At 62.8% G+C, this 18384-nt stretch carries 23 protein-coding genes; 15 read left to right on the top strand and 8 right to left on the bottom strand.

Annotated elements, in window-relative coordinates; genetic code table 11:
• Nucleotides 1-164 precede the first annotated feature (164 nt).
• The 4 genes from Q0687_RS29655 to Q0687_RS29640 form a co-directional block, all read right to left on the bottom strand.
• Entirely contained in the window at nucleotides 165-1145 is a 981-nt protein-coding gene (locus Q0687_RS29655; protein ID WP_298884989.1) for an ABC transporter substrate-binding protein, read from the bottom strand.
• Nucleotides 1146-1228: 83 nt separating this feature from the next.
• A complete protein-coding gene (locus Q0687_RS29650) occupies nucleotides 1229-1444 on the bottom strand; it encodes a hypothetical protein (RefSeq protein ID WP_298884988.1) in 216 nt (71 codons plus the stop codon).
• Nucleotides 1445-1695: 251 nt separating this feature from the next.
• A complete protein-coding gene (locus Q0687_RS29645) occupies nucleotides 1696-2322 on the bottom strand; it encodes a hypothetical protein (RefSeq protein ID WP_298884987.1) in 627 nt (208 codons plus the stop codon).
• Nucleotides 2323-2334: 12 nt separating this feature from the next.
• Nucleotides 2335-2655 (bottom strand): hypothetical protein, encoded by a 321-nt coding sequence (locus Q0687_RS29640; protein WP_298884986.1) that lies wholly within the window; start codon nucleotides 2653-2655, stop codon nucleotides 2335-2337.
• A 213-nt stretch (nucleotides 2656-2868) separates the two neighbouring features.
• Between Q0687_RS29640 and ligD the strand changes: the two genes are divergently transcribed.
• From ligD to Q0687_RS29620, 4 genes are all read left to right on the top strand, one after another.
• Complete coding sequence (gene ligD / locus Q0687_RS29635) at nucleotides 2869-3816, top strand: non-homologous end-joining DNA ligase (RefSeq protein WP_298884985.1); 948 nt, start codon at nucleotides 2869-2871, stop codon at nucleotides 3814-3816.
• 34 nt (nucleotides 3817-3850) lie between these two features.
• The gene (locus Q0687_RS29630) at nucleotides 3851-4156 is read left to right on the top strand and encodes a hypothetical protein (protein ID WP_298884984.1); all 306 of its coding nucleotides are present in this window, start codon (nucleotides 3851-3853) and stop codon (nucleotides 4154-4156) included.
• Entirely contained in the window at nucleotides 4153-4323 is a 171-nt protein-coding gene (locus tag Q0687_RS29625; RefSeq protein WP_298884983.1) for a hypothetical protein, read from the top strand. Before Q0687_RS29630 ends, Q0687_RS29625 begins: the two co-directional genes overlap by 4 nt.
• A gap of 292 nt (nucleotides 4324-4615) precedes the next feature.
• The gene (locus tag Q0687_RS29620) at nucleotides 4616-4801 is read left to right on the top strand and encodes a DUF3606 domain-containing protein (protein WP_298884982.1); all 186 of its coding nucleotides are present in this window, start codon (nucleotides 4616-4618) and stop codon (nucleotides 4799-4801) included.
• A gap of 29 nt (nucleotides 4802-4830) precedes the next feature.
• Here Q0687_RS29620 and Q0687_RS29615 read toward each other — a convergent pair whose 3' ends face one another.
• Complete coding sequence (locus tag Q0687_RS29615; protein ID WP_298884981.1) at nucleotides 4831-5724, bottom strand: 3'-5' exonuclease; 894 nt, start codon at nucleotides 5722-5724, stop codon at nucleotides 4831-4833.
• 448 nt (nucleotides 5725-6172) lie between these two features.
• On the opposite strand from Q0687_RS29615, the gene Q0687_RS29610 reads away from it, so the two are divergent.
• The 8 genes from Q0687_RS29610 to Q0687_RS29570 all read left to right on the top strand — a co-directional run bounded on the left by Q0687_RS29610 (nucleotide 6173) and on the right by Q0687_RS29570 (nucleotide 13624).
• Nucleotides 6173-7684, top strand: a complete 1512-nt coding sequence (locus tag Q0687_RS29610) for a glucan biosynthesis protein G (protein ID WP_298884980.1) — start codon at nucleotides 6173-6175, stop codon at nucleotides 7682-7684.
• Nucleotides 7672-9798 (top strand): glucans biosynthesis glucosyltransferase MdoH, encoded by a 2127-nt coding sequence (mdoH, locus tag Q0687_RS29605; RefSeq protein ID WP_298884979.1) that lies wholly within the window; start codon nucleotides 7672-7674, stop codon nucleotides 9796-9798. The genes Q0687_RS29610 and mdoH overlap by 13 nt, the downstream gene beginning before the upstream one ends.
• A gap of 170 nt (nucleotides 9799-9968) precedes the next feature.
• Nucleotides 9969-10310 (top strand): DUF1236 domain-containing protein, encoded by a 342-nt coding sequence (locus tag Q0687_RS29600; RefSeq protein WP_298884978.1) that lies wholly within the window; start codon nucleotides 9969-9971, stop codon nucleotides 10308-10310.
• Between the two features lie 88 nt (nucleotides 10311-10398).
• Nucleotides 10399-10821 carry a hypothetical protein gene (locus Q0687_RS29595; RefSeq protein WP_298884977.1) on the top strand — a complete coding sequence of 141 codons (423 nt, stop codon included), beginning with the start codon at nucleotides 10399-10401 and terminating at the stop codon, nucleotides 10819-10821.
• Nucleotides 10822-11517: 696 nt separating this feature from the next.
• Entirely contained in the window at nucleotides 11518-11718 is a 201-nt protein-coding gene (locus Q0687_RS29585; RefSeq protein WP_298884976.1) for a hypothetical protein, read from the top strand.
• A 12-nt stretch (nucleotides 11719-11730) separates the two neighbouring features.
• Nucleotides 11731-12135, top strand: a complete 405-nt coding sequence (locus Q0687_RS29580; RefSeq protein ID WP_298884975.1) for a hypothetical protein — start codon at nucleotides 11731-11733, stop codon at nucleotides 12133-12135.
• Nucleotides 12136-12230: 95 nt separating this feature from the next.
• Nucleotides 12231-12440, top strand: a complete 210-nt coding sequence (locus Q0687_RS29575) for a hypothetical protein (RefSeq protein ID WP_298884974.1) — start codon at nucleotides 12231-12233, stop codon at nucleotides 12438-12440.
• Nucleotides 12441-12571: 131 nt separating this feature from the next.
• Complete coding sequence (locus Q0687_RS29570) at nucleotides 12572-13624, top strand: glycosyltransferase family 4 protein (protein WP_298884973.1); 1053 nt, start codon at nucleotides 12572-12574, stop codon at nucleotides 13622-13624.
• A 236-nt stretch (nucleotides 13625-13860) separates the two neighbouring features.
• Here Q0687_RS29570 and Q0687_RS29565 read toward each other — a convergent pair whose 3' ends face one another.
• Nucleotides 13861-14088 carry a hypothetical protein gene (locus tag Q0687_RS29565; protein WP_298884972.1) on the bottom strand — a complete coding sequence of 76 codons (228 nt, stop codon included), beginning with the start codon at nucleotides 14086-14088 and terminating at the stop codon, nucleotides 13861-13863.
• Nucleotides 14089-14307: 219 nt separating this feature from the next.
• Here Q0687_RS29565 and Q0687_RS29560 point away from each other — a divergent pair, with 219 nt between their 5' ends.
• The 3 genes from Q0687_RS29560 (at nucleotide 14308) to Q0687_RS29550 (ending at nucleotide 15987) form a co-directional block, all read left to right on the top strand.
• The gene (locus Q0687_RS29560; RefSeq protein WP_298884971.1) at nucleotides 14308-15414 is read left to right on the top strand and encodes a DUF1236 domain-containing protein; all 1107 of its coding nucleotides are present in this window, start codon (nucleotides 14308-14310) and stop codon (nucleotides 15412-15414) included.
• Between the two features lie 23 nt (nucleotides 15415-15437).
• A complete protein-coding gene (locus tag Q0687_RS29555) occupies nucleotides 15438-15755 on the top strand; it encodes a hypothetical protein (RefSeq protein WP_298884970.1) in 318 nt (105 codons plus the stop codon).
• Nucleotides 15756-15816: 61 nt separating this feature from the next.
• Complete coding sequence (locus tag Q0687_RS29550; RefSeq protein ID WP_298884969.1) at nucleotides 15817-15987, top strand: hypothetical protein; 171 nt, start codon at nucleotides 15817-15819, stop codon at nucleotides 15985-15987.
• A 699-nt stretch (nucleotides 15988-16686) separates the two neighbouring features.
• Here Q0687_RS29550 and Q0687_RS29545 read toward each other — a convergent pair.
• Together Q0687_RS29545 and Q0687_RS29540 are read right to left on the bottom strand one after the other, a co-directional pair.
• On the bottom strand, nucleotides 16687-16857 hold the full coding sequence (locus Q0687_RS29545; protein WP_298884968.1) for a hypothetical protein: 171 nt from the start codon (nucleotides 16855-16857) through the stop codon (nucleotides 16687-16689).
• Between the two features lie 85 nt (nucleotides 16858-16942).
• Entirely contained in the window at nucleotides 16943-17902 is a 960-nt protein-coding gene (locus Q0687_RS29540) for a histidine kinase dimerization/phosphoacceptor domain -containing protein (RefSeq protein ID WP_298884967.1), read from the bottom strand.
• Between the last annotated feature and the right edge of the window lie 482 nt (nucleotides 17903-18384).

The raw sequence follows: 18384 nt of genomic DNA, 5'->3' as shown, positions 1-18384 counted from the left end.
CAGAATCACGACGGAATCATACCAGCGCTAATGCGTTTTCACACAGCCAGGGTCATTCGCTACGGTTTAGGCCGGCTCGGGCGGGGTCCTGTCTACCCTTAGGTTCGGACGTGTTGGCTTGCCGACGAACCGACGCGATGGGCCAAGAACGGAAGTCGCTGGCGTTATTCGATTACTTCGTCCGCGAGCGCAGCTAGTGTCGATGGAATTTCGAGCCCTATCGACTTCGCAGCCTTTAGATTGATGACGAACTGGTAGCGTGTTGGCTGTTCTACTGGAAGATCGGCTGGCGTCGTACCCTTGAAAATGCGATCGACCATCGCTGCAGCCCGTTCGAAGGACTCAATTGAATCGGCTCCATAGGACATCAAGCCGCCGTCACGAACGATCGATTCTGCTTCGTAGATCGCCGGCAGCCGGTGTGTGGCAGCATAGTCGATCACTCGCTTGCGGTTGAGTAGGGTCAGTGAGTCCGAAACCATCAAAATGGCGTCGGGCGGATCGCGCGTCATCGCCTCGAAAGCTTCATTGAAGTCATCAGGTTCCCGAACGCCAAGCGGCTGAACCGTAATTCCAACCCCCTGCGCAGCCTTTGCTGATGTCTCGTAACGCATCGACATGCCGAGATCATCCTTATTCCAAATCATCGCGACGCGGTGAAGTCTGGGCAACAAGGCCGTCAGCAAAGAAAGGCGTTTGGTGGAAAGCGTCGATGCGTCATCCGCTATGCCGGTCACGTTTCCGCCCGGATGCGCGAGACTTTCGACCAACCCGGTCTTGACCGGATCGCCAGAGCCGGACGCGAGCACTGTCGGAACGCCCGATACTTTGGCCGCGGATGCGGCCGGATAGCTGATAGTGACAACAACGTCCACTCCCGCCGCCTTCAGCTCCTGCATTAGCTTCGGCACCAGCTCAAGCTTGCCCGACGCGCCACGCGCCTCGTGGACCAAATTGTGTCCAACCACGTAGCCACGTTTCGCCAGCTCGTTGAAGAGGACCTTACCACGGTCAGCCGCAGGAGAGATTGGGGGGCCCGCAGTGAGTGTCCCAACGCGATAAACCCTCGCGGTCTGAGCACGCGCAGCAGGGGGACAGGCTGCTGCCACGCAGCTTACAAGAGCAAGAAACTCTCGTCGTCGCATGTCCGCCTCCAAGGTAGGAACGGTCAGTGTATCAGTCTAAACTTAGCAGGTGCGGTAGGCATCGAGCGAAATATGTTGCAGGGTCACCGGTCGGCGGCGACCACATGCCCATTTGATCCGACTGCGCGCAAGCACGCTTCCGCAGCGAGCCCCGTACCGGTTGCAATGTCTAGGACACTCATGCCGGTCGCAACCCCGGCGGCCCCTAAGAGGAACGGCAAAGAGTGGCTCGACACATGCGCAAAAGCGCGATCATACGCGGCGGCGGCCTCGTCGTGATAGGCAAGTTCTTCTGCCATCTCGGTCCCTCCGATACGTTATGCCATGGCATCATGACGGCCGAAATGACCGGGAGCAATAATGCATTTGTTGCACGCGAGGTCGGCTAAGGGTCAAAATGCGAAGAACTCGGGTTGAGCAAATCTGGTCCGCTCTGCCGCAATGAGCGGGCCTCCGACAGACGCGCTGCGATTTCGTAGATGGGCCAGCCGGTGATATCAAAAAAAAGCCCCGCAGCGCGGGGCCTTTGTCTTGTAGAAGCCGACAAGCCCTATCGCCGCACGCCTGTGCCGTACAGCTCGCGCTCGCGACCGATATCCTCCGGCGACAACGGCGGGCTTGCGGCATCGAAGTCTGTCCAGCCGGATTTCTGCCAGGCCGCGCTGCGGTCCTGCAGATTCACCGCTCTCTCGTTGAGCAACGCATCGAAACGCGCACGGTCCTGGTCGGGCACCTTTGCAGTCACCAACGTGCCGCCACGGCGCACCCCCTCGGCATAGCGCGAGGCGTCTTCGCGGGAAACGCCGGCTTCCGTCAGGGCACCGACGATTCCGCCCGTGGCCGCGCCGGCCGCCGCGCCGACGGCCATCGAGGCGAGCCAACCCGCCGCCACGACCGGCCCGAGGCCGGGGATCGCGAGCAGGCCGAGGCCGGCCAAGAGGCCTGCCGCGCCGCCGACGCCAGCGCCGATGCCGGCACCGGTGCCGGCGCCTTCGGCGCGGTCGTCGACGCCGTCGCGGTCACGATCGACCTTGCCGGCTCGTGAGCCGTACCAATTGTCCGAATTGTTGGCGACGATGCTGATGTCGGAGTGCGGCACGCCGGCTCCTTCGAGACGGGTCACGGCGCGCTCGGCATCGGCATATGTGTCGTAAAGGCGAGAGATGGTGGTTGTCATTTGCATGATTCCTTACTTGGCGGGGTTCACGTTGCCCTGGAAGTCCAGGCTGACGTCGCTCTTGGTCCCGGCCTTGTCGGCCTTGCCGCGCCAGACGCCCTGATCATCCTTGTGCAGTCCGGAGACGTTGGAATATCCAGCGCCCTCGATCCGCGATTTCGCCTGTCCCTCGGTGAAGCTGTTTCGGCCCTCGACCGGCTTCTTCGAGTTGTTCTGGTCCGAGCTGTTGACGGCGTTGTTGCCCGGACCGCTCTGCGCGGGCTGCGACTGCGCGACTGCGGGCATGGCTCCGACCATCAGCAAGGCTGCGGCCAGTACGGTAAGACGTCTCATTTATTGTTCTCCGGCGGTGAATGCGCCGGCGACAACCTGTAAGATTCGAATTGGTTGCTACGACGCGAAGACGGGGAGTGACCCAGAGTGCGGGCTCTCAGGGTGGACGCGGCGGCATGGGCGGCGAGTTCGGAACAGCTCACCGCCACCGAAGTTTGAAGACTTAGGTAGGCTACCCACCGTCGGTCCGACCGGCGGTGGGTCTTTTGTGAGTTGCGTAGCGTGGCGAAGCGTACCAAGGCACCGGCCGCGAAGCCGGAAGTCCCTCAGATGCCGGGGTTCATCGCTCCCCAGCTCGCGACTCTGAAGATCAAGGCGCCTTCAGGTTCGCAATGGATTCACGAGATCAAATACGATGGATACCGCATCCAGCTGCGCATCGACGGGGACGATCGCCGCGCCTATACGCGCAACGGCTACAACTGGGTCAGCAAGTTCTCAAGGATTGCAGGCGCCTTCGATATCGAAGGGCAGGCCATCGTCGACGGTGAAGTCGTCGTCATTCATGAGGGGCGCACCAACTTCTCCGAACTGCAGGCGGATCTCGGCAGAGGCGATCAGGATCGGCTGATCTATTTCGCCTTCGACCTGCTCTGGCTGGACGGCAGAGATCTGCGCAAGGAGCCGCAGATCGAGCGGAAGAGGCTGCTCAAGGAGCTGATGGAGGGGCACGGCCTCAAGGAGCCTGTGCTCTACAGCGAGCACCACGAAGGAGACGGCCAGGCGCTGTTCGCCGCCGCCAGCAGGCTGAACTACGAGGGCATCGTCGCCAAGCGCGTGGACTCGCCGTACCGGTCGGAGCGGGTGGAGGCCTGGCAGAAGATCAAGGTCGTTCAGAAGGGCAAATTCCCCGTGGTGGGATTCATCAAAGACCCGACTGGCGTCGCTGCGCTCTACCTCGGCAAGAAGGAAGGCAAGGATCTCGTCTACATGGGCAAGGTCGGCACGGGATGGAGCCGGACCACGTCCGCGCAGATCCGCAAGGCGCTCGACACCGTCGTGAGCCCGAAGCAGAAGCTGACGAAGACCATCAGAAAGCCGAAGGCAACCTGGGTCGAGCCCAAGTTCTACGCGGACATCGAGTACCGCGATATCACCTCCGAAGGCCTTCTGCGGGCAAGCTCGTTCAAGGGCCTGAGCAAAGGAACGCGCCGATCATAGCCGCGTTTTCCTGCAAGTAAGTGGAGTACCGGTCATGGATCCGGAACAGCGAGTGGTGAAGGCAGTGCAAGAGGCTCAGGGCATTCTGGCCCGTCATGTCGAGCCCGGCCCCAGAGATTGCGAGCAAACCATAAACCAGCTGCTGGACGTGCTCGACGACGAAGCCGTCCTGCAGGCGATCGAGGACTCGAAAATGGAAAAGCCCACGCCGGGACAACTCGCCGAACTCAAGAGGTTGAGCGCAATAGCGCGCGTGCCCGATGAATCGGAAATCGTGACCTCGAAGGATGAGGCGGAGATCCGGATCCGCGATCTGAAGGACAAGGCGAGGATGGAATGATGCCTGACGAACCGATCAACGGCGTCGAGCCCGAGCGTTCCGAAGACGATATCCAGCGCGAAGAGCTCGGTCCGCGCGGCGTCCCCGGAAAAGAAAGCCCCGCTAAGATGACACCTCAGCGGGAGAAGAAGACACCGAAGGATGTCGACCCCGGACATCCCGCATGATCCCTTGGACACCTTCGATCCCGATCGTCCCTGTCAGGTACATGATGGGCTCAACGATCAGATGATCGAATGGAGTCCTCAGTGGGCCTCCATGTACCGCGAGCACGGCGCCTCATGGGACGAAGGTGTCGTGGCTTGAGACGATCTGCTTCTCGACGGACGGACTCCCACTATGCAGATGCACCCCACCTGCGGTCATTGAGCGAGCTTTGCCGATCGACACCATCCCTTGCCTAGGAACCCTGCGAATCCTCGTGGCGTTGCACTGGCATCATCTTATGAGGAGGCCCCGATGGCGGCAGCAAAAAAGAAGACTGCGCGTGGACGTAAACAGGACCGGGCGCGCGTGGCGGGCGGGCAGAAGTACGAAGTGGCGTATGAAGCCAAGAAGAGCGGCCGCTCGGCATCGGCCGTCAAGAAGGCGGTCAAGAAGGCCGGCAACTCTCGCAAGCGCGTCGAGAAGCGTCTCGGCCGTTGAGCCGGCGGACGTAAAGCACGACCACCGCTTCAGATGCGGGCGGAGAACCGCGTGAAGGCGGTCAGCCTTTGCACGCTGGGCTCGATGTCCTGCATGTAGATCTGGGTCCGCAGGAACGCGATCTCGTCTTCGATGGCGGTGTCGTCGATATCGATGAACCAGGACTTCGGTCTGCCGTCACTGCCGTCGTTCCAGCGGTAGCCCCTGCGCTTCAATGAGTCCTTGAGCTCGAATGCGGTCTGCTCCGCCCAGACCCGCAGCGTCGGCTTGCGGGCAGTCTCCAACAGGGGCGCGAGCGCCGGCGCGCCCGTCGGCAGTTCGAAGGCGAGCACCTCCAGCAGAGCATGGCAGTCGTCGACCGCCCGGTGCGCCTGGTGGAAGTATCCAGCACCGTTCAGCAGGTAGCCGAGTTGCGCGCCGGCGAAGCCGTGCTTGCGCCAGTCGATCTCGCTCATGCTGCAGCCCCAGGCCTTGTGCTCGAAAAGGGGCCAGTAGCGTTCGGCGAACTTCCTGTCGAAGCCGCTGTTGTGCGCAATGACGATGACCGCGTCTTCGGCGAAGGCCGCGATAGCCGTGTCATCGAATCTGTGGCCCGCCACCATCTCGTCGCTGATGCCCGTGAGTGCCGTCACCTCCGCCGGAATGGGGCCGCTCGGCTCGTTGAAGGCAGAGAAGGTATCGCGGACGCCGACGATCCGTCCGTCGCCCGTGTAGTCGAACTTGACCATCCCCAGCTCGATGATCTCGTCCTTGGCGTGATCGAGGCCGGTCGTCTCGGTGTCGAGCAGGACACCGGTCCTGACTTTCTGTCCCGCGGCCGGGATATACGGCGGTCGGGCGACCAAGCGCCGCAGCACCCGGTAGTCGGCCGATCGGCTCAAGGCCTCCGCCATCGCGGCCAGGTTCGTCGAATCCTGAAGCATCGATCTGGTTTGCCACAGTCGGTCGTCGGAAGGTACCTGACAATCAGGCGATTCTCGGGCTTTTCCGCCCATATCGGCTCGTTCGAGTTCTGCCGGGGGTTGCAGCAAGATCATCGCCGTCAGTCGACGCTCTAATACCTGGTCTGCATGGAGGCAGCATCTGACTCGGCGCGGCGCGGTGGCTGGCCCTGGGGCGCTGTTGCGGCTGCCCTTGAAAGAGCACCCCGCCCTGCGCTCAGATCGTCAGGCGCGCCCCGCCGAACCTCCGGGTCAGCCTGGGATGCGGCGCGGATCTCCCGCTGCAGGTCGACGACCAAGTCGTTCTCGTAACGGTCCGCGGGATTGGGCCAATGCTCGTTCTTGTCTCGCCAGTGATGGCCAAGCCGTGGAACTCGCGGGCGCGGCGGTCGTTGCTTGGCGGCGACAGCAGTAGCGAGTAGGAGAGTCCGTGAACCGACGCCAGCTTGTTCGAGGGTCGGCGGTACTGCCGGCGTTGCTGCTCGCCTCGCGGACCGGTTTCGGCGCCGTTGGTTTGTCAGAGGGCGGGTTCGGTCCGTCAACGGTGAGGGATCTCGCCCGTGCGCTTGCGGGCAAACCGTACGAGGCGCCGGACGAGAGGCTGCCGAGCGGCTTGAAGGACCTCGACTACGATCAGTACCGTTCGATCCGCTTCCGGCCCGAGCACGCGCTCTGGCGCGGCAAGAATCTTCCGTTCGAAGCGCAGTTCTTCCATCGCGGCTTCTTCTACAAGAACCGGGTGACCATCTTCGAGGTCGCGGACGGCAAGGCCACCGAGATCAAATACCGCAAGGAGGACTTCGTCTTCGGCGAGAAGGTCCCGCCCTTCGAAAACGCCGATCTCGGCTTTGCGGGCTTCCGGATACACGCGCCCATGAACCGCGCCGACTATTACGACGAGGTCTGCGTGTTCTTGGGCGCGAGCTACTTCCGCGCCGTCGCCAAGGGGCAGACGTATGGACTTTCCGCCCGAGGACTATCGATCGATACTGGCGAACCACAGGGCGAGGAATTTCCGCTCTTCAAGGCTTTCTGGCTCGAGCGGCCGGCGCCTGGCGCGACCTCGCTGGTAATCCACGCGCTGCTAGACAGCAAAAGCTGCGCGGCCAGCTATCGGTTCACCGTGCGGCCCGGGGACACGACGGTCTTCGACGTCGAGATGGCGGTCTACCCGCGCGTCGAGATGCAGCGGGCCGGCCTCGCGCCGATGACCAGCATGTTCTTCTACGGTCCGAACGACCGCAAGGACGTCGACGATTTCCGGCCCTCCGTCCACGATTCCGACGGGCTGGCGATCTTCAACGGGAAGGGTGAAAGTCTCTGGCGACCGCTGAGCAATCCCCGCGATCTCCAGATCAGCACCTTTCAGGACCTCAATCCGCGCGGATTCGGCTTGATGCAGCGGGAGAGAAACTTCTTCGCCTATCAGGACATCGAATCCAGCTTCGAGAAGCGCCCTAGCCTCTGGATGGAGCCGATCGGAGACTGGGGCGCGGGCGGGGTGATGCTGTTCGAGATCCCGACCAAGGAGGAGGTCCACGACAATATCGCCGCGTTCTGGCGGCCCAAAAGCCCGCTGCAAGCCAAGGACGAACACAACTATACCTATCGGCTGCATTGGGGACCGGACAGTCCCAAGCCGCATTCGCTCGCCCGCTTCACGCGCACAGGCATCGGGGCGAGGGGCGAAGACGCCCGCCTGTTCGTCCTCGATCTGGTCGGCGACAACCTGAAAGGCATCGATCCTGCCGGCGTCAAGGGCGTGGTCACGGCGGAGAAATCGGAAGTGAAGAACATCGTCACGCAGCCCAATCCCTACACCGGTGGTTGGCGGTTGAGCTTCCAGTGCCTGGTCAAGGGCGAGCCGATTGAGCTGCGGGCGTTTCTCACCGAAGGCGACAAGCCCTTGTCGGAAGTCTGGGTCTACCGATGGGCACCATGAACCCGGCGCCGCGATCGATCGTCGCCGATGTCGAGGCCCAACGCCTGCTGCCGCCCGAATCCCCGCTTCCCATGGCGCCGGGCGATCTTGGAAGCAGTCGGGTACTGGACCGTGTACCTGCGCCGGTCGCCACAACGATGGCTTTGCGGCGCGGACTCATTTTTCTCTCGACGGCCGCGCTCACGGGAGCAGGCGGGTATGAGATGTATCGCGTGCTGGAGGTCGGCGGCGTCACCGTCCTCGAAGCCATGGTGCTGGCCTTGTTCCTTGTGCTGCTCGCGTGGGTCGCCTTTTCCTTCGCCTCCGCGGTGGCCGGCTTTTTCGTGCTGCTGGCCCATCACCCAGAAGGAGAAGACCTCGCGCCTGGTGCGGAGCTACCCGCAATCGCAAGCCGCACGGCGATGCTGCTTCCCACCTACAACGAAGACCCGCATCGATTGACGGCCCGGCTTCGGGCGATCATCGAATCCTTGGAGACGACCTCGCAGGGAGAGCTGTTCGACTGGTACGTTCTGAGCGACAGCACCGATCCCGACATCTGGGTTGCCGAAGAAAAGGCGCTGCTCGCGCTGAGGCAGGCTCTAGGATTGCCGCGGCTTTACTATCGCCACCGGGCCGACAATACGGCACGCAAGGCCGGCAACATCTCCGAGTGGATCACCAGGTTCGGCGCCGTCTACGACTTCATGATCGTGCTCGACGCGGACAGCCTCATGAGCGGGCAGACGATCGTGCGACTGGTCCACGCGATCGAGACCAATCCGACCGCGGGGCTGGTCCAGACGCTCCCCATGATCGTCAACGCGCGAAGTCTGTTCAGCCGCGTTCAGCAATTCGCGGGTCGCCTGTACGGTCCGCTGATCGCCGCCGGCGTGGCCTGGTGGCACGGCTCCGAAGGCAACTACTGGGGCCACAATGCGATCATCCGAGTCAGGGCGTTCGCCGAAGCGGCTGCGTTGCCGCACCTCCGGGGACGAAAGCCATTCGGCGGCCACATCCTGAGCCACGATTTCGTCGAAGCCGCGCTAATGCGGCGAGCCGGATGGGGCATCTACATGCTACCGCGGCTCGGCGGAAGCTACGAAGAGGTACCGCCATCGCTGCTCGACTTCGCCGCGCGCGACCGGCGCTGGTGCCAGGGAAACTTGCAGCATCTGGCCGTGGTCCCTGCGCGAGGTCTGCATTGGGTGTCGCGCCTGCATTTCATGGTGGGGATCGGGGCCTATCTGACAGCGCCGCTATGGCTGCTGTTCCTGCTGCTGGGAATGCTGATATCGCTGCAGGCCCGCTTCGTCCGTCCGGAGTATTTCCCGAAGGGGTTCTCGTTGTTTCCAACCTGGCCGGCCCAGGATTCCGTGCTCGCCGTCTGGGTGTTCGTCGCAACCATGGGTCTGTTGCTGTTGCCGAAGCTGCTCAGTCTGGTGCTTGTCTGGACTCGGCGATCGGTGTCACGTCAATTCGGCGGCGCATTCCGAGTCCTGGCCGGCGTTTTCGCCGAGATCGTCGTATCCGCGCTCCAGGCGCCCGTAATGATGATCTTCCAGTCGATCGCAGTCATAGAGATTCTAGCCGGCCGAGATGCGGGCTGGCAGACGCAAAGGCGCGACGACGGCACGGTGGAGCGCCGCGAGCTCTATCGGAAGTACGGCGTCCCGACCTTGTGCGGCGTCGTGATGGCCGCAAGTGCCTACGCAGTTTCGCTGCCGCTTCTGCTCTGGATGTCTCCGGTCATCATAGGGCTTCTGTTCGCCGTTCCGATAGGCGCCCTGACTGCCAGACCCGGGTCCGAGAATCTGTTCGCCACGCCGGAAGATCGAGAACCGCCACCGGTCTTGCGTCGAGCGAACGAATTGAGCGCTTTGGCTGATGCAGGGATAAGGCCCGCCGTAGTGGAGTTGCGCGAAGACGCAGCACTTCTGGCCTTCCACTTCGCTCAACTACCGCCTCCTCGCACCGTCGGGCCCGACACGATCGACGCGAATCTGGCGGTCGGCCGCGCCAAGGTCGATGTGAGCGATAGTCTCGAGCAGGCGGCTGCCCATCTGTCGCCTCGAGAGATATTTTCGATCTTGAACGATGGTCCAGCGTTGTTGACGGTGTTGCAGAAGAGATGAACACGCCGGCATCTTGAAGAGCGTGCCTTTCGCTGCGGAGGGACTTCTCGGGCGGGTCGGCCAGAGTACGTGAGGTCGGGAAAAATATGCAATCCCCTGCCGCTTATCCGGAACCTTGCCATCATTGGCGGGTTCTCGACCCGGCCGCATAAGGCGGCGAGGAGAGAATGATGAACAAGCTTCTACTGACGGCAGCGATGGCGGCGATGATCTCGACGGGCGCGATGGCGCAGTCCACGGTCGTCACCACCACTGGCGCTGGCCATGCCGCAGTGCAGATCGAGCCGGAATATCGCACGAAGATCCGCACCTACGTCACCGAGCACAAGGTACGCCCTGTGGAAAGCCGCGAGAAGATCGTCGTCGGCCAGTCCGTGCCGCGCGAAGTCGAACTCGAGGCTGTCCCCGCCGACTGGGGTCCCTCGCTCACCAAGTACCGCTACGTCTATTCGGGCGAGCGCGTGATGCTGGTCGATCCTTCGACCCGCACGGTCGTCCAGGAGATCGACTGAATCCTTCACGGGTCGCTGAATTCAGCGGCCCGTCCTTCCCGATCCGGCCCGCCCACACCCTGATCCCCGTTTCACGAGCGGCCAGTTCATGCCGATCATCCGCTATTTCATCTTCGTCGGCGCGCTGCTGCTGGCGCTGCTCTTCGCTGCGGATCGGTACCTGCCCGCTCCCCTCGAAACTGCTGCCGCGGCGGATCCCGACAGAACCACCATCCGGATCAGTTCGGCGAGAAGCCTTCCGGAGAAGATCGTGTTCGACACGCGTCCGCGTACCGACCTGCCGAAAGTCGCGCAGGCCTATCCCATCCCTGAAGAACCGCAGGAGCAAGTTCGCCAAGCCATGGCCGCAATGCCTGCGGCACCTTCGGCCGAGATCAAGAAGGAGTCGCCCGCTCGCGTCGCCGCGGGGGTCCGTCCGCGTCCAAAGCGCTCGGCCCAGTTTTCGAGAAGAGCACCCGAGCGACGGCTCGCCTTCGATCGGCACGACCCATTTGCCGGCGGATGGTGGTGAGCTCCAGGTTGGTCCCAGGCAAAAAGGCCGCGCCTTCCGGAGCGCGGCCTTCATTGTGCAGTTGGACCGATCTCACCAGTGATGACGATGCCAGCGATGCCGAATGACGGGATAGGATCCGCCGTAATAGGCGTAGGCAGGGCGCACCGCGCGCCGGTAGCGATAGCCGTAGGACACGGGCGCCGAATAGTAGGTCGTGGTGTAGCCTCCGCCCCAGCGATACGGTTCGTCGTACCCGTAGGCGTAAGGCCCACCGTAGAAGCCGGCTCGATAGTAGCCAGGCCCGCCGTAGTAGCCATACCCCGGGCCCTAGGCGTAGGCCGAGGAAGCGAGGCCGCCGATAACCGCGCCAGCGACGAGGCCGCCTGCGATGCCAGGTCCCCAGCCGCCCCATCCTCTTCGCCAATGGGCTTCGGCAGGAGACGTCGTGGCCACCGCGGTCAAACCAAGAGCGCCGACCATAAGCGCAGACATTGCAATCTTCTTCATCGAACATCCTTTCACTTGCTGCGCCCCTGCGACAACGGGAAGAAGTGGCAAATAGTTTCGCTGTCTCGGGCGCGGTGGGATCGATGCTGCGGCGCGAAAGCCGAGCAGGTCGCCCGCGGCTCTCCTTCGTTGAAGCGTACTTAACAATGTTGAATCCCCGCAGCGCGTGTCTGCGGTAGGCTATCTCTCTGTGCTTGGGGGCTTCCCATGTTTGATGCTGCTACGACGGCGCTGTTGCGCGCCGTATTCGACGAGGTGTGCGAGGACGTTCCGCGTCTTCAAACCGGAGCTCGCACGCATGTCGCTTCGAAAATACTGGAGGCGGCCGCCAATGGCGAGACCGCGCCGGAGAGCCTGAAGCAGGTGGGGCGCGAGGCGCTTGAAGACGCCCCCGCCATGTGGCGATAGCGGAGGGCGGAGGTGAATTTCCAGGTCACCGTACTCAAGATCCTGGTGAGTTATCCCGATGGATTCGCCGTCATGGCAGACCTCAAGCGCGATATGGCCATCTTGGCGACCAGCGGCCGCGACTGGTCCGAGCGGACAAAGCGCCTCGCAGCGCGCGTGCCGGAGCTCGACATCTTCTCGCAGGCGCTGGTCGAGCGCCTGAACGGCGGATGGCGGATCACGGAGAAGGGCAGGACGGTCCTCGACCTCATGGAAGCCAGGTCTCCAGGGCCGCAACTCGCACTGGACGCACCGACCGCGCAGCTCTCGTCCGCGGATCCGACGCCAGGGCTTCTCGTCTCCACAAGGGCCGGTCGAAGCCAGCGCCTGCAGCGCCGGCGGGCAGCGCGAGCGCGTGCGCGTGCCAAAGCATCCTGACTCTTCCTCACTTCGTCTATGACCGGGAAAAACTAGAAACTTTCCGGAATGCCTTGAGTTGGCAGCGACTGGATGCGGTCGTTTGGAACGTGAGGATGGTCGACGAAGTCACGGTGAGAAGGGCGGCAGAAACGGCCTGGACCGTGTACCGGGCGGCGCATCCTGACGTCGACGTTCAGGACTGCCGCCGCTGCCTGCTCGAGCGCCATCTGAACAGGAGACGGGAGGAGCGCGAGAGCGATGCCGAAGAACTCGCCAGCTTCGGGATAGCCTACCTGCATCAGCTTCCCGAAGACGAATGTTGACGGGCATAAAAATGCTCGTGGCGCACGTAGCTCGCGGAAGCACAAGGCCCAGTTGGGCGCTGCTCGCGATTTCATTTCTCATCTCCGCGGTCGTCGTGATCGGCTTGCGGATCGTCTTCGGTGCCTGACCGATGCGGATCGCCCAGCTTGCTCCATTGGCGGAGAGCGTTCCTCCAAAGCTCTACGGTGGCACGGAGAGGGTAATCGCTTGGCTGGTCGACGAGTTGGTCGAACTCGGACACGAGGTCACTTTGTTCGCAAGCGGAGATTCGAGGACTAAGGGGAAGCTCCACGCTGTTTGGCCGCGCGCGCTGCGTCTGGGGCGGAGGGGCATCGATCCGAATGCCGCCTGCGCGCTGCTGATCGAAGCCATCGCCGAATGCGCGCGCGACTTCGACATGATCCATTCTCATGTCGACTGGCTGCCGCTGCCGGTCCTGCGCCGAACCGGGGTGCCCTTTCTGACGACCATGCACGGGCGGCTCGACCTTCCAGGCCTGGCCGACGTGATCGGCGCTTTTCCGGAAGCTCCCTTCCTCTCGATCTCGGACAACCAGCGCCGTCCGCTTCCGGAGGCAAACTGGATCGCGACGATTCCGCACGGGCTACCCAAGGATCTTTTTCGGCCCTCATACGAAGCGGGTTCGTACCTGGCCTTTCTCGGGCGACTGACGGCGGAGAAGGGGCCAGAAGCTGCGATACGCATCGCCCGCGCGGTTGGAATGCCTTTGCGGATCGCGGCCAAGATACCGCGGGCGGAGACGGCCTACTTCAAGAAGAAGCTAGAGCCCGAGATCGATGGCGAAGAGATCAAGCTTGTCGGCGAGGTGGACGAAGTCCGCAAGCAGCCGTTCCTCGCCGAAGCCGCAGCGCTCCTGTTTCCGATCGATTGGCCCGAGCCGTTCGGTCTCGTCATGATCGAGGCCATGGCGTGCGGGACGCCCGTGATCGCCTATCGCTCTGGATCGGTGCCGGAAGTCGTCGAGGACTGCATCACCGGCTTCATCGTGGAAGGCGAGGAGCAGGCGATCGAAGCGGTCAAGAAAGCCGTCCGACTGGACCGAAGAAAGGTCCGCGCCCGGTTCGAGGAGCGCTTCCTTGCGAGTCGGATGGCGAGAGAGTACGAAAGCCGCAATCGCGACCTGGTCGCTCACCGAGCGACTCCAAGCGTGAAGGCAAGGTAGACGGTGAAGGATTCGAGGCGTCTGGTGCAAAGGCCTGAAGCAAAACGGCCCGTCCGGAATGCCGGACGAGCCGTTTCGTGCGAGCGTCTAATCGCTCAGTGCATGTGAACTATCCAATAGCCGACGCCGCCAACAACGAGAACGGCGGGAACGGCCCATAAAATCAGTACAGGCATTTTCTCCTCCAATTGCTGTCAGAACGTTTTCGCGAGGCCGGCTTGGCCTTGCGATAGCCGTTACTGTTCGGTGCAGACCTTGGTGGTCTTCACTGCGGACTCGGCTTCCGTCTTGGTCTTGTACACGCCGTCGCCGACGACCGTCGTGGTGGTCGTAGTCGGCTTGGTGTCGACGACGGTGCACTTCTTGGTGGTCGCGTCGCGGACGACGTAGAACTCGGCGGCGCTGGCGGGCTGGGTGCCTAGGGCGAAAGCGGCGAGAGCGCCGCACACGATCAGCTTCTTCATGGCGTCCTCCTCAGTTGTTCGTAGGTAGTCACGGCCAACGAGGAGACGGGACCGAAAGTTCCGGTTGTTCCCGCCTCAAGCCGGTGCGTCCCAATTCGCTACGCAGTATTCCTCCCCTCGCCGTAAGAAATGTTGACGTCTGCGTTGCCGACATTTCCCGGAAAGGAACTGCAGGGTGCATCGGGGGTTTGATCGACGTCCGCATTTAGGAGGTTTCAAATGAACAAGCGTTTATTCTTGGCCACGACTGCAGCAGTCGCGATCGCGACTTCAGCTTTCGCGCAGTCTTCTCCGAACACGTCGAACACCAATCCGCCTGCTACGCAGCGTCAGCAGGACTCATCGACGCCGTCGTCTTCGACCTCGGCGCCGGCAAACAACTCTTCGTCCGGCTCCGCGCAGACCAATCCTTCGACGAATTCCGCCCAGACGCAGTCTCCGTCTTCGACGGGGCAGACTGCTGCAGGCCAGCCGTCCAATTCGGGCGCGGGCACCAACACCACCCAGGCGCCCTCGAACAACTCGACCAACCAGGCCCAGACCAACCAGCCGTCGAACCAGACCAAAACGCCGTCCAACCAGGCGCAGACCAATCCTCCTTCGAACACGAACAACCAGACGCAGAGCGCCAACCCGCCGTCATCGAACACCAACCAGGTGCAGTCGCCGTCGGGTAGCGGTTCGACCAACACCGCTCAGCAGCCGAACAATCAGAACGCGGCGGACCGTTCCTCGAACACCAACGTGAACGCGTCGGTGAACATCAACGACCAGCAGCGGACCCGCATCAGCGCGTCGATCTCGCACCTGAACGTGCAGCCGCTGACCAACGTGAACTTCTCCCTGTCGGTGGGCACTGTCGTTCCGCGTGATGTCCGCCTGCAACCGCTGCCGGCCGATATCGTCGAGATCGTGCCGCAGTACCGCGGCTACGACTTCGTGCTGGTGAAGGACGAGATCGTGATCGTCGAGCCGTCGACGTACAAGATCGTGACGGTCCTGCCATACTCAGGCCGCTCGACCGCCGCCGCCCCTGCGCGGACGGAGCAGCGCAAGGCGACGTTCACCGACCGCGATCGGGAAGTCATCCGCAAGCACGCCAGGGCCCGTCCGGTCGAGCGCGAAAAGCGGGTGACCACCGGCAGCTCGGTCCGGACCGAAATCCGTACCGGCGAGCGCGTGCCGGAGGGCGTGGAGATCGAAGCCTTCCCGGAGGAAGTCTATCGCGAAGCCCCGTCGCTGCGTGAATACCGGTACATCAACCGCGACAGCCGCACCTACATCGTCGAACCGGGCGACCGTCGTGTCATCGAAGAGATCGACTGAATTCGCAACGAGGAGAAACGACCATGAAGACAATCGTACTCGGCGCCGCGGCCGCGGCGCTGCTTGGATCGGCGGCGGTCGCCGCTCCGCTCAGTCCGGCCGCCGTCGGCTCGGCGGAGGCCTCCGCCATCGACCAGGTCCGCCTGGTCTGTGACGAGTATGGGCGTTGCTACCGGACCCGCGGTCCCCGCTACGTTCAGCGCTATTACGGCGACGACGACGGATACGTCGTTCGCCGCAGCTACGGCTACTACGGGGGGCCCGGCTATTACGACCGGGGCTACGGCTACTACGGTGGTGGCCCGAGCATCGGCTTCAGCTTCGGCACCCGGAGCTGGTGAATAAGGAAAGGGCCGCTCTCCGAGCGGCCCTTTCGACAACGATTTCCTTGGGGGTGACGAGATGTCTGCTGTTGCGAAGCTTCTGGCGCAGAAAGAGCAATTGCTGGCGCGACTCGAAGCCGATCCCGGCCCGAACGAGAGCATCGAAATCCAAGCCCTTCTCGCCAAGATCGAGACCGCGCTGAAGCTGCTTGGCGACCACGATTCGGCCGCTGCGGGCACGGACAAATAAGCTAAAGCGCGGAGCGTCACCGAAGCATTCGTCCCCCGCGCTTCTGGCGCATGAAGGCCCCAGCTCGGGGGCTGGGGGGCTTTGAGCTGGGGCCAGTTCGGGGTCGCCCCTCGGGGCAGGGGCTTCAGGAAAACTTGGCACCCATGCTAACGTTCCTGCGGGGTCAGCGAAGTTTTAACCGTCGAATGCCGTGAGGCGCTGGCCCGTCGGGGGACGACAAATGGCAATCTACAGGCTCCTGCAACTCGCCACTTGGGCCCGAAGAAATCGCGCGGCTCTCCAGGGCCTACGAACAGGCGCTCCGCGCTATCGGCCTCAAGGATCGCGATGATCCTCTCACCCAGATGATCGCAAAGAAAATCATCGAGATCGGGCAGACCGGCCTCAAGGACCCGCAGGAAATCTGCGGGCGAGCCGTCGAAGACTTGGGTATGCCGAAGGGATGACGCCACGAAAGGGCGCCGCGCCCTTCAGTCGAATGATCCGACGGCAGTCCAACCAAGCAAATAGCGCGACCAACTCGCCGATCCGCCCTTGGCCTGCGAATAGTCGCAGCGCCGGCAGGGCTCTCGTGCCAGCCCAGGACTGTCGTCGGCGGAAACGCGCATCTGGGCAGCGGCATCTGGCAGCTCGGTTTTGGGGACGGTCGAAGGGGAATGACGTTTGCAAGCCGTGTCGTGCTGGCCAAGGCTCATTCGCCTAGCCCTTCTTGGCCTTTCCTCCTTCGTCCTGCTTCGCGATGGAGAGATTCGCCTCTAGTTCGGCGATAATGTCCTGCAGCAGCCGCGCTGCCAGCGGATCCGTCGTCTCCGCGTGCAGCCTTCTGAATCGATCCAGGTCTTCGAGAATCTTCGGCGATGGGACGGCCATGGTCTGTCGCGAGCTCGGACCCGTCTACGCCAGAACGGGTCTTCGGTCGCAGCCGATCTCCAGAAAATTCAGCGCCTGCGGGCGCTCATGTGTCGCGTGCGACAGAGACCTGGACCTCGCAGCCTTCCGAAAGAGGCCTTCTCCTCACGGTTCCCTTCATCTGCGAAGCCAGCAGGCCGATCAACCGCGTGCCGAGCCCGCTCTTGACTTCGGCCGGACACCCGACGCCGTCGTCTTGCACGGTTACGAGGATGAGGTCGTCCTTGGCGCGCACATCCACCTCCACAGTGCCGCGGCGCCGCTCGGGGAAGGCATACTTGAAGCAGTTCGTCACCAGTTCGTTCACGATCAGCCCGATCGACGCCGCCTGCGAGCTCCGCACCTCGATATTCTCGCAGCGGACGGCGATCGAGATCGTGCGCACGCCACGATGGAAGTCGGCGAGACTTCCGCACAGGGCTTCGATGTACGGCGCGAGGGCGATGCGGCTGCTGTCCGCGGTATCACGCAGACGGTCGTGGACCTTGGCGACCACGTCCACCCGGCTCACCGCCGTCGCGATCGCCGCCTGGACCGCCGGGTCGGTCGCCGAGCGGGCCTGAAGGCGGAGAACCGAGACGATCGTGGCGAGGTCGTTCCTGGTTCTGTGCGCGAGCTCCTGCAGCAGAACTTCCGAATACTTATTGGCTTCGGACAGTTTCCGCAGGGTGCTCCGCAGGAGGTCGGTGACAGCGGCGATGCAGATGCCCGTAAGGACGAAGAGCACGAGCGGGATGGCAGCCGACAATGGCGGGCCCGGGATGAAGTAGGCGAGGGCAAGCGCGACCCCCGCCGCGGTCGCCGCGAGACCGCAGCCCCGGTCGAAGAGGACGGAGGACAGGAAGATGGCGGGAATGAACAGCAGAAAGGGATAGGTCCGAAGGTAATCGTCCAGCATCACCCGAGCGAAAAACGCGATACCCACCAGGCCGAGTGTCAAAGTGTAACGCACCCAGATCGGAAAGTCCGACCTGGCCGTCAACAGGCGGTACAGAAAGGCTTCCATGATGGAGCAACGTGCTCTCCAGACACGATGTTCCGATCGAGAGTCGCGCTGTTCCTCTCCTCTCGGACGCCCCTCAGGCGGCGTGCGCCGCTCGTCGCGATTTCGTCGACTTGTCGGGAAGGACGCGGACCGGTTTGAACTCGGCTTCGACCTCGTGGATGCCCTCGCAGCCTGGACAAACGAAGCGATGTACTATCCTGGTCACGGGCTCTTGGGGCACCAACCTGGACATGAACCATCTCGTCTCGATCCCGCAGTTCACGCAGCCAGGCGGCTCCAATCCGGCGAGTGAATCCTTCAGACGTTCTACCATGCGACCCAGCCCCTAAGCCACGTGCACGGGGGTCGAGAATATCTGTACCTTTTGGTGCTCCGCGCAGGATCTGCGCTGCCTTGGATTATGCGCGTGCCCAAAGATGCGATAGCTACTAGACGATCGATTCCAAGAAACCTGCGCTGGAACTGATTGAGTGTTGGCGGAT

Origin of the sequence: uncultured Bradyrhizobium sp., from assembly GCF_936928535.1 — a bacterium.
GTDB lineage: Bacteria > Pseudomonadota > Alphaproteobacteria > Rhizobiales > Xanthobacteraceae > Bradyrhizobium.
The sequence above is the reverse complement of the archived record's forward strand: the minus strand, read 5'-3'. Positions and strand labels throughout refer to the sequence as shown.

Coding starts and splice junctions, on each gene's coding strand:
- Q0687_RS29560 (WP_298884971.1), top strand. CDS start 14,308: ATGAACAAGCGTTTATTCTTGGCCACGACTGCAGCAGTCGCGATCGCG.
- Q0687_RS29550 (WP_298884969.1), top strand. CDS start 15,817: ATGTCTGCTGTTGCGAAGCTTCTGGCGCAGAAAGAGCAATTGCTGGCG.
- Q0687_RS29565 (WP_298884972.1), bottom strand. CDS start 14,088: ATGAAGAAGCTGATCGTGTGCGGCGCTCTCGCCGCTTTCGCCCTAGGC.
- Q0687_RS29645 (WP_298884987.1), bottom strand. CDS start 2,322: ATGACAACCACCATCTCTCGCCTTTACGACACATATGCCGATGCCGAG.
- Q0687_RS29630 (WP_298884984.1), top strand. CDS start 3,851: ATGGATCCGGAACAGCGAGTGGTGAAGGCAGTGCAAGAGGCTCAGGGC.
- Q0687_RS29640 (WP_298884986.1), bottom strand. CDS start 2,655: ATGAGACGTCTTACCGTACTGGCCGCAGCCTTGCTGATGGTCGGAGCC.
- Q0687_RS29625 (WP_298884983.1), top strand. CDS start 4,153: ATGATGCCTGACGAACCGATCAACGGCGTCGAGCCCGAGCGTTCCGAA.
- Q0687_RS29620 (WP_298884982.1), top strand. CDS start 4,616: ATGGCGGCAGCAAAAAAGAAGACTGCGCGTGGACGTAAACAGGACCGG.
- mdoH (WP_298884979.1), top strand. CDS start 7,672: ATGGGCACCATGAACCCGGCGCCGCGATCGATCGTCGCCGATGTCGAG.
- Q0687_RS29575 (WP_298884974.1), top strand. CDS start 12,231: ATGGTCGACGAAGTCACGGTGAGAAGGGCGGCAGAAACGGCCTGGACC.
- Q0687_RS29555 (WP_298884970.1), top strand. CDS start 15,438: ATGAAGACAATCGTACTCGGCGCCGCGGCCGCGGCGCTGCTTGGATCG.
- Q0687_RS29615 (WP_298884981.1), bottom strand. CDS start 5,724: ATGCTTCAGGATTCGACGAACCTGGCCGCGATGGCGGAGGCCTTGAGC.
- Q0687_RS29570 (WP_298884973.1), top strand. CDS start 12,572: ATGCGGATCGCCCAGCTTGCTCCATTGGCGGAGAGCGTTCCTCCAAAG.
- Q0687_RS29545 (WP_298884968.1), bottom strand. CDS start 16,857: ATGGCCGTCCCATCGCCGAAGATTCTCGAAGACCTGGATCGATTCAGA.
- Q0687_RS29595 (WP_298884977.1), top strand. CDS start 10,399: ATGCCGATCATCCGCTATTTCATCTTCGTCGGCGCGCTGCTGCTGGCG.
- Q0687_RS29600 (WP_298884978.1), top strand. CDS start 9,969: ATGAACAAGCTTCTACTGACGGCAGCGATGGCGGCGATGATCTCGACG.
- Q0687_RS29650 (WP_298884988.1), bottom strand. CDS start 1,444: ATGGCAGAAGAACTTGCCTATCACGACGAGGCCGCCGCCGCGTATGAT.
- Q0687_RS29655 (WP_298884989.1), bottom strand. CDS start 1,145: ATGCGACGACGAGAGTTTCTTGCTCTTGTAAGCTGCGTGGCAGCAGCC.
- Q0687_RS29585 (WP_298884976.1), top strand. CDS start 11,518: ATGTTTGATGCTGCTACGACGGCGCTGTTGCGCGCCGTATTCGACGAG.
- Q0687_RS29540 (WP_298884967.1), bottom strand. CDS start 17,902: ATGGAAGCCTTTCTGTACCGCCTGTTGACGGCCAGGTCGGACTTTCCG.